Consider the following 14,668-nt stretch of genomic DNA (forward strand, 5'->3'; position numbering starts at 1 on the left):
AAAAATGAGACCTGAATTACATTGGACATCAGTATTTGGCGTGAAATCAGACCATTAAACGTTGTCCTGGAGCGGCCCTCTCGCGGGCACGCAGTGCTCCGCCCATAGCCCAACGCCACCAGCGGCGTCACCGACAGCTCCATCGACAGTCCATCGACAAGGAAGCGAATCGCCATGACCACTGCGTCCGATCCGAGCACCCGCGGCATGCTGACCCTGGAGGATCTGCACGCTCTGGCGGCCAGCGGCGAGATCGACACCGTCATCGTCGCGATCACCGATGTCCAGGGCAGACTGCAGGGCAAGCTCCTGGGTGTCGACTTCTTCCTCAACGAGGTCGCATCGCACGGCGCGGAGGGTTGCAACTACCTGCTCGCGGTCGACGTGGAGATGAACACCGTCGACGGCTATGCCATGTCCTCCTGGGAGAGCGGCTATGGCGATATGGTCTTCCAGCCGGACATGGCCACCCTGCGCCGCATCCCGTGGCTGGAGGGCACCGCGCTGGTGGTGTGCGACGTCCTCTGGCTCGACGGCACCCCGGTCGTCCAGTCCCCGCGCCAGATCCTCAAGCGCCAGCAGGACCGGCTGGCCGCGCGGGAACTCGAGGCGTTCTCCGGGACGGAGCTGGAGTTCATCGCCTTCGACACCAGCTATGAGGATGCCCAGGACAGCGGATACCGCGAACTGGTGCCGGCCAACCGCTACAACGTCGACTACTCGCTGCTCGGCTCCACCCGGGTCGAGCCCCTCATGCGCCGGATCCGCAACGCCATGTCCGGGTCGGGCTTCTACGTCGAGGGCACCAAGGGAGAGTGCAACTTCGGCCAGCACGAACTCACCTTCCGGTTCAGGGACGCCCTGGGCACCTGCGACAACCACGCCATCTACAAATACGGCGCCAAGGCCATCGCCGCGCAGGAGGGCAAGGCCATCACGTTCATGGCCAAGTACGACGAGCGCGAGGGCAACTCCTGCCACATCCACTTGAGCCTGCGCGGCACCGACGGCAGCACGGTCATGGCGGGCGAGCGCGACCACGGCTTCTCCGAGCTCATGGAGCAGTTCATCGCCGGCGTCCTGGCGGCACTGCCCGAACTGACCTACTTCTTCGCCCCGAACATCAACTCCTACAAGCGTTTCGCCAAGGGCAGCTTCGCCCCGACGGCGATCGCCTGGGGCTTCGACAACCGCACCTGCGCCGTCCGCGTCGTGGGTCACGGGCCCAGCCTGCGTGCGGAGATCCGCGTCGGCGGCGCGGACCTCAACCCCTACCTGGCGACCGCCGCCATCATCGCCGGCGGCCTGCACGGCATCGAGAACGCGCTGGAGTGCCCGCCCCTGGTGGCCGGCAACGCCTACGAGGCGGCGGCGGACCAGCTGCCGACCACCCTGGCCGAAGCCGCCGCGCGGCTGGATCGCTCCGAGCTGGCTCGCGCGGCCTTCGGCGACGATGTGGTGGACCACTATGTCAACGCCGCCCGCGTGGAGCTGGAGGCGTTCGAGAAGACCGTCACGGACTGGGAGCGCGTGCGTGGCTTCGAACGTCTCTGAACCGGACACGCCCGGTGCCACGGTGAGGCGGCCGCGGATCGGCATCACGACCTATCAGCAGCCGGCACGCTGGGGCGTCTGGGATGAGGAGGCCGCGCTGCTGTCCTCGACCTACCTGGACTGCGTCGTCGCCGCCGGAGGCACCCCGCTCCTGCTACCGCCGACCGGGAGCGATCCGACCCTCGTGGAGGACCTGGACGGCCTGGTCATCGCCGGCGGCTCCGATGTGGGGGCGGAGCGCTACGGCGCCGAGCCGCATCCGCTCACCCAGCCGCAGTCCCACCGCGACGATCACGATCTCGCCCTGGCCGGCGCCGCGCTGAAGGCCGGTCTGCCGCTGTTCGCGATCTGCCGCGGCCTGCAGGTGGTCAACACGCTCCTCGGCGGCACCCTGATCCAGCATCTGCCCGATGTCCTGGACACCACCGCGTACCAGCCGGCGCCGGGGGTGTTCGGCCGCATGCGCGTGCAGACCGAGCCCGGCAGCATGGCGGCGGCGCTGCTGGGCGCCGAGGCCGAGGTGTCGGTCTACCACCACCAGGCGGTCGACCGCGTCGGCCGCGGCCTGCGGGTGACGGCGCGCACCGCCGACGGCGTCATCCAGGCCCTGGAACTGGACCCGGACCAGGACGACGTCGCGGCCATACCGGATGCCGGGGGACCTGCGACGGACGCGAGGCACGCCTCCGGCGGGCACGCCTCGACCGGCCCCGCGGCCACCGCCGCCGGGCACCCGGCCCCCGGGCACGCCTCCACCGCCGCCGGGCCGGAAAAGCCCGGCTGGATGCTGGCCGTGCAGTGGCATCCGGAGCGGACCGTCCAGGACCTGCGCCTCTTCGCCGCATTCGTCGCCGCGGCGCAGGCGCACCGGGACCGTCGCCATGCGGGCACGCCGGACCCATCGAACTCAGCCGGCTCAGCGGCCACGCCCCCGGCTCCAGCGGACACGATCAGCACCTCAGCACCGCCGGATGCCGGCGGGCAGGAACGTCCCCGCCGCGACACGATGCGGCGGCACCAGGCGCACGAAAGGAGCTAAGGCACCATGAGCACTGTGTACGAGGTCGTCAATCCGGCCACCGAGGAGATCGTGCGCCAGGTGGAACTGGCCGATGAAGCCGCCACCAATGCGGCCATCGAGCGCGCCCACCGCGCCTATGAGTCATGGCGGGACGTCGCACCGGCGGACCGGGCGCGGCTGCTGCGCCGCTTCGCCGATGCGGTGGACGCGGACGTGGAGAACCTGGCGCAGCTGGAGGTCGCCAACGCCGGGCACACCATCGGCAACGCCCGCTGGGAGGCCGGTAACGTCCGCGACGTGCTGGAGTACTACGCGGCGGTGCCCGAGCGGCTCTTCGGCCGGCAGATCCCGGTCGATGGCGGTGTCACCGTCACGTACCAGGAACCGCTGGGCGTGGTCGGGGTGATCGTGCCGTGGAACTTCCCGATGCCGATCGCCGGCTGGGGCTTCGCACCGGCGCTGGCGGCCGGCAACACGGTCGTGCTCAAGCCCGCCGAGGTCACGCCGCTGACGGCGATGCGCCTGGGCGAGCTTGCGCTGGAGGCGGGCCTTCCGGAGGGTGTGCTGACCATCCTGCCCGGCAAGGGCTCGGTGGTGGGCAGCCGGTTCGTGACGCATCCGCTGGTACGGAAGGTGGTCTTCACCGGCTCGACCGAGGTGGGCAAGCGGATCATGGCCGGCTGCGCCGATCAGGTCAAACAGGTGACGCTGGAACTCGGCGGGAAGAACTCGAACATCGTCTTCGCCGATGCCGACCTCGCCGAGGCCGCCGCCAACGCTCCCGGCGGCGTGTTCGACAACTCGGGACAGGACTGCTGCTCCCGCTCCCGTCTCCTGGTGCAGGCCAGCGTGTACGAGGAGTTCATGGCCGAGTTCGAGAAGGCCGTCACGGCGTTCCGCGTGGCCGATCCGGCCGATGAGTCGGCGCAGATGGGTCCCCTGATCACCGCGGCGCACCGCGAATCGGTGGCCCGCTACGTCGACGCCGGCGAGGTCGCCTTCCGCGGCCGGGCTCCGGAAGGACCGGGCTTCTGGTTCCCGCCGACGGTGCTCACCCCCGGTTCGACCTCCACGCCCGATTTCACCGAGGAGATCTTCGGCCCCGTCGTCTCCGCGGTGCCCTTCGAGACGGAGGAGGACGCGATCCGGATCGCCAATGACACCGAGTACGGCCTCTCCGGTTCCATCTGGACCAACGACCTGGACCGGGCGCTACGGGTCTCCCGCGCGGTGCAGGCCGGCAACCTCTCGGTGAACTCGCATTCCTCGGTGCGCTACAGCACGCCGTTCGGCGGATTCAAGCAGTCCGGCCTCGGCCGGGAGCTCGGGCCCGACGCCGTGGAGGCCTTCACCGAGACCAAGACGGTGTTCTACGCCACCAGGCGCTGATCGCCCGGACGCTGCGGCTGCCCGTGGGCGGTCGTGGCCGTCCGCTTCGTCCCTGATCTGCTCTTTTCACCGGTTCTCCCACTCGATACGGCGCGACGCCGAAGGAAAGGTACTCCACCATGGCAAAGGAAATCGTCTCCAACCGGCTGGCCGGGAAGGTCGCCGTCATCACCGGCGGCGGTTCGGGCATCGGCAAGGCCAGCGCGCAGCGGATGGCCGCCGAGGGCGCCCGGATCGTCATCGGCGATCTGGACCCGGCAGCGGGCCAGGCCGTCGCCGCCGAGCTCGACGGCACCTTCGTCGAGGTCAACGTCGCCGATGAGGAGCAGGTGAAGAACCTCTTCTCCACCGCCGCGGAGGTGTACGGGCAGGTGGACATCGCCTTCAACAACGCGGGCATCTCTCCCGCCGACGACGCCTCCATCACCGAGACCGGCCTGGATGCCTGGCGCCGGGTGCAGGAGGTCAATCTGACTTCGGTGTACCTGTGCTCCAAGTACGCCCTGGAGCACATGCGTCCGCGGAAGTCCGGTTCCATCATCAACACGGCGTCGTTCGTGGCGCTCATGGGCGCGGCGACCTCGCAGATCTCGTACTCCGCCTCGAAGGGCGGGGTGCTGGCGATGTCGCGGGAGCTCGGCGTGGAGTTCGCCAAGGAGGGCATCCGCGTGAACGCGCTGTGCCCGGGGCCGGTGAACACGCCGCTGCTGCAGGAGCTCTTCGCCAAGAACCCGGAAGAGGCGCAGCGTCGTCTGGTGCATGTGCCGATGGGCCGGTTCGCCGAGGCGGAGGAGCTGGCGGCGGCAGTGGCGTTCCTGGCCAGCGACGATGCCTCCTTCATCACCGCCAGCACGTTCCTCGTCGACGGCGGCATCACCTCGGCCTATGTGACGCCGCTCTGATCCGCTGATCATCGGCTGCGCGGCTCTGCCGCGAACGGCAAAGACCCACGGCTGTGTCCCACCGCAGATCCCCGGTGGATGTCTTCGAACAGTCGTGGGTTTCTGCTCGCTGTCCCACCGGCATGACGGCCCGGTGTCTGTGACGGCCCGGTGCCTGGCCGGCATGACGTTTGAGGGGGCATGACGAAGGGGACCTGCGAATCCTCGCAGGTCCCCTTCGCTGTAGCCTCTTCTACTCGGATCTAGCCTCAGAGCTAGATTCCCTCATAGAACGCTTAAGCGACGTGAGACGTCAGAGCGCGGCCGGATCGGCGCTGACCTTGCTGCGGCGCATGGTCAGCAGCACGGTGGCGGTACCGCCGAGCAGCAGCGCCAGGCCGGCGCCCAGGCCGGCGAGCTCGGCACCGGTGCGCGGCAGGCTGCTGCCACCGCCGGAGCCGTTCTCCTCCTCGCCCGAGCCGGGCTGACCCGGGTCGCTCGTGGCGGAAGCGACCGTGAAGGAGCCGGTCAGCGGCTCGGCGCCGTTGGCCTCGTCCTCGGCGCCGGTGACCTCGACGTCGTACTGGCCGATGTAGACCTCGGGCTGGGCGGCGTTGGCGCCGTAGACGCGGTAGACGACCGTGCCGGTCTCATCGGCGACCTCGGTCAACTCGATGCCGGTGACGTTCTCCGGGCCCGCGACGACCTCGAGCGTGACGACCTCGCCCTCGGCGAAGCCTGTCGCGGTGATGGTGACGCCCTTCTCCTGGTCGACGAAGTCGGCGATGGAGACGGTCTCGGGATCGATCGCCAGGGCGCGCTCGGCCGGGGCCTCGCTCGGCTGGGTCGGCTCGGTGACCTCGTCGACGACCTCGAAGGTGGTCGAGACCGTGTCGATGACCTCGCCGTTGGCGAGGACGTCGAGGGAGGCGGTGATGGTCCCGGTCCACCCCTCGGGCAGTTCCGCGATGAAGAGGGTGGTGGCGCCGGTCTCATCCCCGCTGCCGCCGACCCCTTGGAACAGCTCGGTCAGATCCTCGTCCCCGGAGGTGAAGGAGACAGCGTCTACGGACTGACCCGGCTGCACACCGGAGTAGGTGAGCGCCACGCCGTCCTCGGCGAGGTCCTCGACGGTGTACTGCGCCCGGTCCACCGAGAGCTCGACCTCGGAGACATCCGAGGCCTCTTCGGGCTGCACGGTGACGAAGGTGCCGACGCTGTGCTCGCGGCCCTCGGGGGTGAGGAACACGGCGGTCACGTTCAGGTTGCCGGTGTAGCCCTCGGACAGCTGACCCGTGTAGGTGCGCACATCGCCGTCGCCGGATTCCGTCAGCTCGACGGCGGTGCCGTCCTCGGTGCTGAACTCAGTGCGCTCGAACGAGTAGCCTTCGGGGATGGTGAGCGTCAGCGTCAGGCCCTCGGTGGCCAGCGCCTCTGCCGTGATCTCCAGGGTGCTCAGCGAGACGTCCGGCCTCTGCTCCGTGGTCTCACTGGGAGAGGGCTCGGGGGCGGCGATCGCGGGGACTGCGACGGCTCCGGCGAAACCCGCGACGGCGATGGCGACGCCGGCGGGGAGAAGCGTTCTCTTCATTCTTCTGTTTTCCTGTCTTCCGGCAGTGAGGCGCCGGACGCTGAAACAACGGGAGCCTCAGGGGAGAGGCTTTCTCAGCCTACGCCTGAAATGAGCTCCCTGATATTTATGGTCATTTTGTTCAGGTGGCTTGTCACATCGAGGTTTTCACCGGGAAGGGCTGTTTCGGAGATTCCCGCTGCCGCGCCGGCCGCCCCCGTCACGCTACGCCCGCCGCACCAGGCCACGCGCGCGCCACCGCCACGCCACGCTCACCGGCCGCGTCAGCCCCCTGGCTCACCCGGTCAGAAGGGCCAGGCGCAGGACTCCCGCCGCGGCGATCGCCAGTGCCCAGCTGACGAAGCTGCCGACCAGGAAGTACTCGGCTTTGTTGCCGTCCTCTTTGTCCGCCTGGATCTCCGGGAACCGGACGATGCCCTTGGCTGCGATGAGACCCGCCGCAACCGGATAGGCGCCGGCCAAAAGGAGCGCCGCCAGCGTGAGGCGCTCCAGCGGGCCGATCCACCTGCCGCCCTTCAGCTGCGGGGCACGCAGGACATGGCCCCCGTCCAGCTGCCGGGATCCGCGGTTGCGATCCAGGGCGGCCCTGACCAGCGCGTTCGAACTCATGGTCAGGAAGACCGCCGCGCCTGCCGTCAGCAGCCAGAACGCGGGCGAGTAGGCCGCAGGGGAGGGAACCTCACCGGATGTCGCTGCCCCAGAGGCTTCGCCCAGCGCGAGGGCCGCGATCGCGATGAGCCCCGCGGCGGCAGCGGCGAGCACGAGATATCCGGGGGAGGGACCACGGCCGCCGTTCCCGCGTGCCGGTGATGCCGGAACGAGTGCTTCACGCGGCATGCCCGCGATCCACAGGGCACCGGGCAGAACCGCGCTGAGCGCAGACCACCACGGCAGGCCGCCCAGCATCTGCTCCGGCAGCGCGACCGCAGCCGTCAGCACTGCAGCCCAGAGCACGCCGGCCCCGAGGAGCCCCCCGCGCGGGGGCAGCAGCACCCGCAGGACGTCGCCGCCGCCGATGCCCAGCAGCACCAGGGCCAGGATCTCCATCGCTCGCTCCCTCCACCACGTCGGCTGGCACGGACGGGTTCACGCTTCCGTGAAGAGCGCGGCCCCTTCCAGCAGTGCCCTCGTCGCCGGGCGCCGCAGCGCCTGTGAGACCGCAGGCTGGGTCACGCCGAGCTCAGCGGCGATATCCGCCTGAGACCGTCCTTCCAGCGCATGGCGAGCATATCGGCGGGCACGGACATTGAGGCCGGCCAGCAGCTGATCGCGCGCCAGGAGATACGCGTTCACCAGGGCATTCTCTTCCGCATCCGGGCCCGCGAATCTGGAATGCGCAGACGGCAGCGATGCCTCCTGCGCTTCGAGCGCCTCGATGGCCTCGCGGGCCCGCCACCAGCCGGGACCGTCCTGGACTCTGCCGGTTCGGCTTGCCACGGGCCGGACCTCACCGCGCCCCAGTCCGAATCGCAGCGCGGCACCTTCGGGAAGCCCGAGCTGGATGTGCAGGGTACCGGCCAGAGCACGGGGAAGCGTGTCGTACACGGCCTGAAATTCGTCGCCGACGGTAGCGGCGAAGGCTTCGCGCGTAGGCACCGCGACCGCGCCTTCCGCGAGCGCCCGCTCGATCTGCCGCTGGAGTGCGTCCCGGTCCTCGTAGGAGCGCGAGCGCACCACATCGGCGATCACGGCAATCGGACGAGATGAAGCCATGCCATAAGCATAACGCTTATATTGAGCAGTTTATAAGGATTTAGCTTATGCGGGGTACGCGGCACCCGGCTCAGTCCGGCGCGCCTCGCATCTGGGCGCGCCTCGCATCTGAACGACCGGTACGACCGGTACGACCGTGCCGCCTCACCGAAGCACAGCCGGCACCGGACCCTCCCGGGCCGGGCAGCCGGGTCGCGAGCGCAGGGGGCGGCACACGAGGGACGGGACCGGACTTCCTATTCTGGTAGTCAGGTTCCGCGCGCGTCGAGGAGTTGAGTCGGATGCCCCTCATCGGGTTCCACGCATCGCACGAGCAGATCGCCCCCTCCCGCCTTCTGGGCGACGTGATCCATGCCGAACAGGCGGGATTCGACGCCGCGATGAGTTCCGACCACTTCATGCCCTGGTCCACCCGGCAGGGCCATTCGGGATTCACGCTCTCCTGGCTCGGCGCGGCACTGGCCTCCACCCGGTTCCCCATCGGCTCGGTCATCGCACCCGGCCAGCGGTATCACCCAGCCATCGTGGCGCAGGCCACGGCCACGCTCGGCGAGATGTTCCCCGGCCGCTACTGGGCCGCCCTCGGAGCCGGTCAGGCGATGAACGAGCACGTCACGGGAGACCCCTGGCCGGACCAGCAGACCCGCCGGCAGCGACTCGTCGAATGCGCGGAGGTCATCCGCCGGCTGCACCGCGGCGAGCGGGTGAACCATTCGGGGCTGGTCCGGGTTCACGAGGCACAGCTGTACGACCTGCCCGAGACCCCGGTGCCGCTGTACGCGGCGTGCATCACCCCTGAATCCGCCACCCTCGCGGCCGGCTGGGCGGAGGGGATGGTGACGCTCAACCAGCCCGGCGGCGCGGAGCGGGATGTGCTCGCCGCGTACCGCGACGCCGGCGGCACCGGGCCGGCGATGCTGCAGATCCATCTCTCCTGGGCACCCACCGCCCGGCAGGCCGAGGAGATCGCCCATCACCAGTGGCGCGCGAACGTCTTCGGTCCCCCCGCGGACCAGGATCTTCCCACGCCCGAGCACTTCGACGCCGTCTCCGGGGACGTCCGCCTGGAAACCGTGCGTGAGGCGGTATGGACCTCCTGTGAACCGGACCGGCTCGCCGAGTGGATCGCTCGGGGCGCGCACGGCTTCGACCGGGTCTTCCTGCATCACGTGGGGCAGGACCAGGGGCCGTGGATCGACATCGCTGGGGACCGGATCCTGCCGCTACTGAGGAAGGAGCTGTCCTGATGCGCGTCGCCGACACCGCAGACCTCTGGTACAAGAACGCGGTCGTGTACTGCCTGGACGTGGGCACCTATCTGGATTCCGATGGCGACGGAACGGGCGACTTCCACGGTCTGTGCCAGCGGATCGACTATCTGGCCGAGATCGGGGTGACCTGCATCTGGCTGATGCCGTTCTATCCCTCGCCGAACCGCGACAACGGCTACGACGTCAAGGACCACTACGGCGTCGGCGAGCCCTACGGCGACCACGGCGATGTCGTCGAGCTCATCCGCCTCGCCCACGACCGCGGCATCCGGGTGATCGTGGACCTGATCATCAACCACACGAGCGATCAGCACCCCTGGTTCCGCAAGGCGCGCGCCTCCACGGACAACCCCTACCGGGACTACTACGTGTGGCGTTCGGATCCGCCGCCGGACACCTCGGATCAGACGATGTTCCCGGATGCGGAAGACGGCATCTGGTACTACGACGAGAAGACCGGCGAGTACTACCTGCATCACTTCTTCCATCACCAGCCGGATCTCAACACCGCGAATCCGCAGGTGCGCGACGAGATCGCCAAGGTGATGGGGTTCTGGCTGCAGCTCGGCGTCGACGGGTTCCGGGTGGACGCGGTGCCGTTCGCCATCAATCAGGCGACCCTGACCGGCAAGGACGCCCACGCCTTCGAGGAGCCGCACGACTATCTCCGTTCGCTGCGGGCGTTCCTCCAGCGCCGTTCCTCCACCAGCCGTTCGGCGATCATGCTCGGCGAGGTCAATCTGCCGCATGAGGAGCAGGCCACGTTCTTCGGCGGGCGCGAGGGCGATCAGCTGACCATGCAGTTCGACTTCTATACAAATCAGAAGCTGTTCCTGGCGCTGGCGCGGCAGGAGGCGGCACCGCTGGCCGAGGCGCTGCGTTCCCGTCCGGAGGAGCTGTCTCCGGATGTGCAGTACGCCAATTTCCTGCGCAACCACGATGAGCTGACCCTGGATCTGCTACCGGAGGAGGAACGGCGGGAGGTGTTCGACGCCTTCGGTCCCGAGGAAGGGATGCGGCTGTACGGCCGGGGATTGCGCCGCCGGCTACCGCCCATGCTCGACGGCGACCCGCGCCGTATCGCGATGGCCTACTCGCTGCTGTTCTCGCTGCCCGGCACGCCGGTCCTGCTCTACGGCGAAGAACTCGGGATGGGGGAGAACCTGGACGTGGAAGGGCGCGGCGCGGTCCGCACGCCGATGCAGTGGTCGCGGGACAAGAACGGCGGCTTCTCCACAGCCAGGCCCTCGCGCTTGCCCCGGCCGATGGTGGAGGGGCCGTACGGGCCCGAGCACGTCAACGCCGCCGCGGCCCGGCGGGACGAGGAATCCCTGCTGAATCACATCACCCGGCTGGCCAAGCGTTACCGGGAGTCACCGGAGATCGGCTGGGGCGCCACCACGATCATCGACGTCCCCGAACCCTCCGTCCTGGCGCACGCGGTGACCTGGGAGATCCGCTCCCTGGTGCTGCTGCACAACCTGGCGCCCGAGCCGGTGGTGGTGCCGGTGGAGCTGCCGGACGAGGCCGAGGGCACGGTCCTCGTCGATCTGCTCCGCGAGGGCAGTCTCCGGCTCGATGCCTCCCGGCGGGTCCAGGTCGAGCTGGACGGGTACGGCTACCGCTGGCTGCGGGTCAAGCGCGAGAACGACCACCGGCTGGTGTGACCCTGCGATAGGCGAGCCAGCCGCCGATGCCCGGCACCAGGCTGAGCACCCAGATGCGGTGGCGCCCGGCAGCGGCCAGCACGCCGGCGATGACGGTGCCGGTGTAGGCGAGACCGTGTACAGGGCCCAGCACCGAGCTGATGGCCGGTTCGTGCACGGTGACGATGTTCAGCAGCATGAGCGCCAGGGTGGCCATCTCGGCCACGCCCAGCCATTTCAGTACGACGACCGGGTTCACACGTAGCCGTCCTGCCCCGGCCGGTAGATCATCATCACGACCACCACGGCCCAGAGGAGGTTGAAGATTCCGGCGGTCATGGCCAATCGCCGAGTGTCCGGTCCCGCCACGCCGGCGGCGGGCGCGCTGTCCCGTTCCGCGATGCCGTCTTCGTCCGCCGGTGTGCGGTCCTGTTCCGGGACGCGGTCCTCCAGCGCCTGGAGCACGCGCCTCTGGCCGGGGAGCACCATGCCGATCAGCACCACCGCCGCCACCGCGGTCAGTGCCATGGCCACCAGCAGCCACGCCTGGGTGAGGATGCCCATCGACAGTGCCGTGGCGACGCCGAAGACCGGCACCACGACTCCGATGACGGCGTAGACGCGAGTGATGCGATGCAGGATCCGCGCCCCGGCGAGGGCGCGGGAATCGGAGGGATCGGCGGCGGCACGCCGTGCTGCCGCCGGGAACATGCTCGCCGTCACGGCCACCGGCCCGATGGCGAGAATCGCGCCCAGCACGTGGACGGAGAGGAGGAAATCGCTCATGCACCCCATCCTCGACGCCGTGTAGAAAAGACGCCAGTGGCCTGAGTGCCACGTATCGCCTGAATATGGCCATCCGCCCCGAAACCCTCGATGTGCCCGGCCACCTGCGTAGAGTAGCGACCATGCACACCATCGCAGTGCTGGCCCAGCAGGACACCATCGCCTTCGATCTGGCCACGGCGGTCGAGACCTTCAGGCACGCGCGACTGCCCGATGGCCGGCCCGCCTACCGCATCCTCGTCTGCGGCGAGGCCCCGGAGGTCGGCGCAGGCGCCTTCGCCCTGCGGCTGGAACACGGACTGGAGGCGCTGGAACAGGCCGATACCGTCATCGTGCCGGGCCGGAACGATCCCCGGCCGCCGGCGGGTGAGGCCGTACTGGACGCGCTGCGGAACGCGGCCGCGGAGGGAACCCGCATCGCGTCCATCTGCGTCGGCGCCTTCACTCTCGCGCAGGCCGGACTGCTGAACGGCCTGCGCGCCACGACGCACTGGGCCGCGGCGGAGACGCTGGCCCGCATGCACCCCCAGGTCGAGGTGGACGCGGATGTGCTCTATGTGGACTCAGGGCAGATCCTCACCTCCGCCGGGGCCGCGGCCGGCCTCGACCTCTGCCTCCATATGATCCGCAAAGACCACGGCACCGCCGTGGCCGCCGATGCGTCCCGGCTCGCAGTGGCGCCGCTGCACCGCAGCGGCGGGCAGGCCCAGTTCATCCTGCGGAACCGCCCGACCCTGCAGACGGCGAGCCTGGAGCCCGTCCTGCTGTGGATCGAGGAGAACGCGCATCACCGGCTGACGCTGGAAGACCTGGCGCAGGCCGCGCACATGAGCGTGCGCACGCTCAACCGCCGGTTCCACGTCGAAACCGGCCAGTCGCCCATGGTGTGGTTGAACGGCGTGCGGATCCGCCACGCCCAGGAGTATCTGGAGACCACGCAGCACGGCATCGAGCGGATCGCTCGGCAGACCGGTTTTCCCAGTCCCAGCACTTTCCGCGCGGCGTTCCACAAAGCGGTCGGCGTGGCCCCGAGCGAGTACCGGCGCACGTTCCGCGGCGCCGCGGCAGCGGGCTAGCGCGGGTTCACATCTCCAGGGTGGTGACGTCGGCGGCGCCCCGCCCGCGGATCATCTTGGCCTTCATCGCGGTCAGCACCGGGCGGGGCGCACGGGCGATGTCCGCGGCCAGTTCGATTGCCCGTGCGGTGGCGCCGGTGTCCACCACCTCGGTCAGCAGGCCCAGGCGCAGGGCCTCATCGGCGTCCACCTGCCGCCCGGTCAAGGCCAGTTCCGCCGCGCGAGCCGGTCCGGCGACTGCCGCCAGCGGGGCGAACACCACCGGATAGCGGAGGCGCTCGGGGTGCGCGAACAGCGTGCGCGGCGTTCCGATGCGCAGATCCGCCATCACCGCGAGGTCCGCCGAGCCCGCGTAGGCGGGGCCTTCGAGTGCCGCGATCACGGGAACCGGATGGTGCAGGAGGGCCTGGTGGAGCGCATCGGCGGAGGACCAGATGGTGCGCTCGTCCAGCACGCCGAACTCGTGCAGATCGAATCCGGCGCCAAAGAGGTCACCGGCGGCGGTCAGGACCGTGACCCGGCAGCGCTCGTCGGCGGCACGTTCCGCGAGCGCAGCCGCCAGCCGGGTGCGCAGCTGAGCCGAGAGCGCGTTCTTCTTCGCGGTGCGATCGATCGTCAGGACGGCCACGCCGTCGCCGATGCGGGACAGATCCACCCGCACCGTGCCGTCGCCGTTCTCGTTGCCGCCGTCATCGCCCATGGCCGTCCCCCTCGCCTCGCACCGGCACCTTCGCCGGACGTGCTCTCACTGTAAACGGCGACGGGGAGCGAACCGGCACGCGGCGATGCCCAGTCCGCAGAGGCAGCATATTGCGGAACCCTTCCGTCCGCGCCAAAAGCGCAATAGGCTGCAGCCATGGACGCACAACCTCGTGAGGACAGCGCCACTGCACGCAATGAGCGCGAGATCGAGCAGGGGATCCAGCGCGATTTCCGGGACCGGATGTCCTACGGCTCCTATCTCGATCTTCAGCGGCTCCTCACCGCGCAGCACCCGGTGAGCCGCCCGGAGCATCACGACGAGCTGCTGTTCATCATCCAGCACCAGACCACCGAACTCTGGTTCAAGCTCGTCATCCACGAGCTCGAATCCGCATGCCGCCTCATCCGCGAGGATTCCCTGCAACCGGCGCTCAAATCCATCGCCCGGGTCAAGCACATCCAGCGGACCCTCACCGAGCAGTGGTCAGTGCTGGCGACGCTGACGCCGTCCGAATACGTCGAGTTCCGGGACTTCCTCGGCAACGCCTCTGGCTTCCAGTCATGGCAGTACCGCGCGGTGGAGTTCGTGCTGGGGAACAAGAACCGCGGCATGCTCGACGTCTTCGACGCGGACCCCCAGGCTCGCGCCGTCCTGGCGGACAAGCTCGCCGCACCGAGCCTCTATGACGAGTTCCTGCGTCTGCTCGCCCGCCGCGGCTACCCGGTGCCACCGCGTCTTCTTGACCGGGACGTCACCGTCTCCCATACCTTCGACGACGACCTGGTGGCCGTCTTCGCCGGAATCTACGAGGATCCGCACGCCGACTGGACGGTCTACGAGACATGCGAGGAACTGGTCGATCTGGAGGAGAACTTTCAGATCTGGCGGTTCCGCCATCTGCGGACGGTCCAGCGCATCATCGGCTGGAAACGCGGCACCGGCGGCTCCAGCGGCGTCGGCTTCCTGCAGAAGGCACTTGAGCTCACGTTCTTCCCCGAGCTGTTCTCCGTCCGGACGGAGATCGGAGCACGCTGAAG

14 protein-coding genes are annotated in these 14,668 nt (G+C 69.2%); 8 read left to right on the forward strand and 6 right to left on the reverse strand.

The genetic code is table 11. The features are described 5' to 3' along the window. The first annotated feature begins 174 nt into the window (after nt 1-174). The 4 genes from IEW13_RS11815 to IEW13_RS11830 all read left to right on the forward strand — a co-directional run bounded on the left by IEW13_RS11815 (nt 175) and on the right by IEW13_RS11830 (nt 4,866). A complete protein-coding gene (locus tag IEW13_RS11815) occupies nt 175-1,554 on the forward strand; it encodes a glutamine synthetase family protein (protein WP_229745119.1) in 1,380 nt (459 codons plus the stop codon). Next, nucleotides 1,535-2,593 (forward strand): gamma-glutamyl-gamma-aminobutyrate hydrolase family protein, encoded by a 1,059-nt coding sequence (locus IEW13_RS17495; protein ID WP_229745120.1) that lies wholly within the window; start codon nt 1,535-1,537, stop codon nt 2,591-2,593. The genes IEW13_RS11815 and IEW13_RS17495 overlap by 20 nt, the downstream gene beginning before the upstream one ends. Nucleotides 2,594-2,599: 6 nt before the next feature. After that, the gene (locus tag IEW13_RS11825) at nt 2,600-3,964 is read left to right on the forward strand and encodes an aldehyde dehydrogenase family protein (RefSeq protein WP_188551124.1); all 1,365 of its coding nucleotides are present in this window, start codon (nt 2,600-2,602) and stop codon (nt 3,962-3,964) included. A gap of 119 nt (nt 3,965-4,083) precedes the next feature. After that, a complete protein-coding gene (locus IEW13_RS11830) occupies nt 4,084-4,866 on the forward strand; it encodes a 3-oxoacyl-ACP reductase (protein ID WP_188551125.1) in 783 nt (260 codons plus the stop codon). A 292-nt stretch (nt 4,867-5,158) separates the two neighbouring features. On the opposite strand, the gene IEW13_RS11835 is transcribed toward IEW13_RS11830, so the two are convergent. From IEW13_RS11835 to IEW13_RS11845, 3 genes are all read right to left on the reverse strand, one after another. Next, nucleotides 5,159-6,436 (reverse strand): hypothetical protein, encoded by a 1,278-nt coding sequence (locus tag IEW13_RS11835; RefSeq protein ID WP_188551126.1) that lies wholly within the window; start codon nt 6,434-6,436, stop codon nt 5,159-5,161. A 276-nt stretch (nt 6,437-6,712) separates the two neighbouring features. Then, nucleotides 6,713-7,483 carry a hypothetical protein gene (locus tag IEW13_RS11840; protein ID WP_188551127.1) on the reverse strand — a complete coding sequence of 257 codons (771 nt, stop codon included), beginning with the start codon at nt 7,481-7,483 and terminating at the stop codon, nt 6,713-6,715. A gap of 39 nt (nt 7,484-7,522) precedes the next feature. Then, nucleotides 7,523-8,149 (reverse strand): SatD family protein, encoded by a 627-nt coding sequence (locus tag IEW13_RS11845; RefSeq protein WP_188551128.1) that lies wholly within the window; start codon nt 8,147-8,149, stop codon nt 7,523-7,525. A gap of 281 nt (nt 8,150-8,430) precedes the next feature. Between IEW13_RS11845 and IEW13_RS11850 the strand changes: the two genes are divergently transcribed. Together IEW13_RS11850 and IEW13_RS11855 are read left to right on the forward strand one after the other, a co-directional pair. Continuing rightward, nucleotides 8,431-9,396, forward strand: a complete 966-nt coding sequence (locus IEW13_RS11850; RefSeq protein WP_188551129.1) for a TIGR03885 family FMN-dependent LLM class oxidoreductase — start codon at nt 8,431-8,433, stop codon at nt 9,394-9,396. Further along, nucleotides 9,396-11,087 carry an alpha-amylase family protein gene (locus IEW13_RS11855; RefSeq protein ID WP_188551130.1) on the forward strand — a complete coding sequence of 564 codons (1,692 nt, stop codon included), beginning with the start codon at nt 9,396-9,398 and terminating at the stop codon, nt 11,085-11,087. The genes IEW13_RS11850 and IEW13_RS11855 overlap by 1 nt, the downstream gene beginning before the upstream one ends. On the opposite strand, the gene IEW13_RS11860 is transcribed toward IEW13_RS11855, so the two are convergent. Then, nucleotides 11,056-11,325, reverse strand: a complete 270-nt coding sequence (locus IEW13_RS11860; RefSeq protein WP_188551131.1) for a hypothetical protein — start codon at nt 11,323-11,325, stop codon at nt 11,056-11,058. The two genes, IEW13_RS11855 and IEW13_RS11860, sit on opposite strands and share 32 nt — an antisense overlap. Continuing rightward, nucleotides 11,322-11,852: a DUF2269 family protein gene (locus tag IEW13_RS11865; protein WP_188551132.1), complete on the reverse strand. Its 531-nt coding sequence runs from the start codon at nt 11,850-11,852 to the stop codon at nt 11,322-11,324. Before IEW13_RS11865 ends, IEW13_RS11860 begins: the two co-directional genes overlap by 4 nt. 122 nt (nt 11,853-11,974) lie before the next feature. Here IEW13_RS11865 and IEW13_RS11870 point away from each other — a divergent pair, with 122 nt between their 5' ends. Further along, nucleotides 11,975-12,928 (forward strand): GlxA family transcriptional regulator, encoded by a 954-nt coding sequence (locus IEW13_RS11870; RefSeq protein ID WP_188551133.1) that lies wholly within the window; start codon nt 11,975-11,977, stop codon nt 12,926-12,928. 7 nt (nt 12,929-12,935) lie between these two features. Here the strand turns inward: IEW13_RS11870 and IEW13_RS11875 are convergent, their stop codons facing one another. Beyond that, the gene (locus IEW13_RS11875; RefSeq protein ID WP_188551134.1) at nt 12,936-13,628 is read right to left on the reverse strand and encodes an enoyl-CoA hydratase/isomerase family protein; all 693 of its coding nucleotides are present in this window, start codon (nt 13,626-13,628) and stop codon (nt 12,936-12,938) included. A gap of 156 nt (nt 13,629-13,784) precedes the next feature. Between IEW13_RS11875 and kynA the strand changes: the two genes are divergently transcribed. Beyond that, nucleotides 13,785-14,666, forward strand: coding sequence for a tryptophan 2,3-dioxygenase (gene kynA / locus IEW13_RS11880; protein ID WP_188551135.1), 882 nt, complete (start codon nt 13,785-13,787; stop codon nt 14,664-14,666). Nucleotides 14,667-14,668 lie beyond the last annotated feature (2 nt).

It is taken from the genome of Sediminivirga luteola (assembly GCF_014639315.1).
Classification (GTDB): domain Bacteria; phylum Actinomycetota; class Actinomycetes; order Actinomycetales; family Brevibacteriaceae; genus Sediminivirga; species Sediminivirga luteola.

Coding starts and splice junctions, on each gene's coding strand:
- IEW13_RS11815 (WP_229745119.1), top strand. CDS start 175: ATGACCACTGCGTCCGATCCGAGCACCCGCGGCATGCTGACCCTGGAG.
- IEW13_RS11825 (WP_188551124.1), top strand. CDS start 2,600: ATGAGCACTGTGTACGAGGTCGTCAATCCGGCCACCGAGGAGATCGTG.
- IEW13_RS11830 (WP_188551125.1), top strand. CDS start 4,084: ATGGCAAAGGAAATCGTCTCCAACCGGCTGGCCGGGAAGGTCGCCGTC.
- IEW13_RS11835 (WP_188551126.1), bottom strand. CDS start 6,436: ATGAAGAGAACGCTTCTCCCCGCCGGCGTCGCCATCGCCGTCGCGGGT.
- IEW13_RS11840 (WP_188551127.1), bottom strand. CDS start 7,483: ATGGAGATCCTGGCCCTGGTGCTGCTGGGCATCGGCGGCGGCGACGTC.
- IEW13_RS11845 (WP_188551128.1), bottom strand. CDS start 8,149: ATGGCTTCATCTCGTCCGATTGCCGTGATCGCCGATGTGGTGCGCTCG.
- IEW13_RS11850 (WP_188551129.1), top strand. CDS start 8,431: ATGCCCCTCATCGGGTTCCACGCATCGCACGAGCAGATCGCCCCCTCC.
- IEW13_RS11855 (WP_188551130.1), top strand. CDS start 9,396: ATGCGCGTCGCCGACACCGCAGACCTCTGGTACAAGAACGCGGTCGTG.
- IEW13_RS11865 (WP_188551132.1), bottom strand. CDS start 11,852: ATGAGCGATTTCCTCCTCTCCGTCCACGTGCTGGGCGCGATTCTCGCC.
- IEW13_RS11870 (WP_188551133.1), top strand. CDS start 11,975: ATGCACACCATCGCAGTGCTGGCCCAGCAGGACACCATCGCCTTCGAT.
- IEW13_RS11875 (WP_188551134.1), bottom strand. CDS start 13,628: ATGGGCGATGACGGCGGCAACGAGAACGGCGACGGCACGGTGCGGGTG.
- kynA (WP_188551135.1), top strand. CDS start 13,785: ATGGACGCACAACCTCGTGAGGACAGCGCCACTGCACGCAATGAGCGC.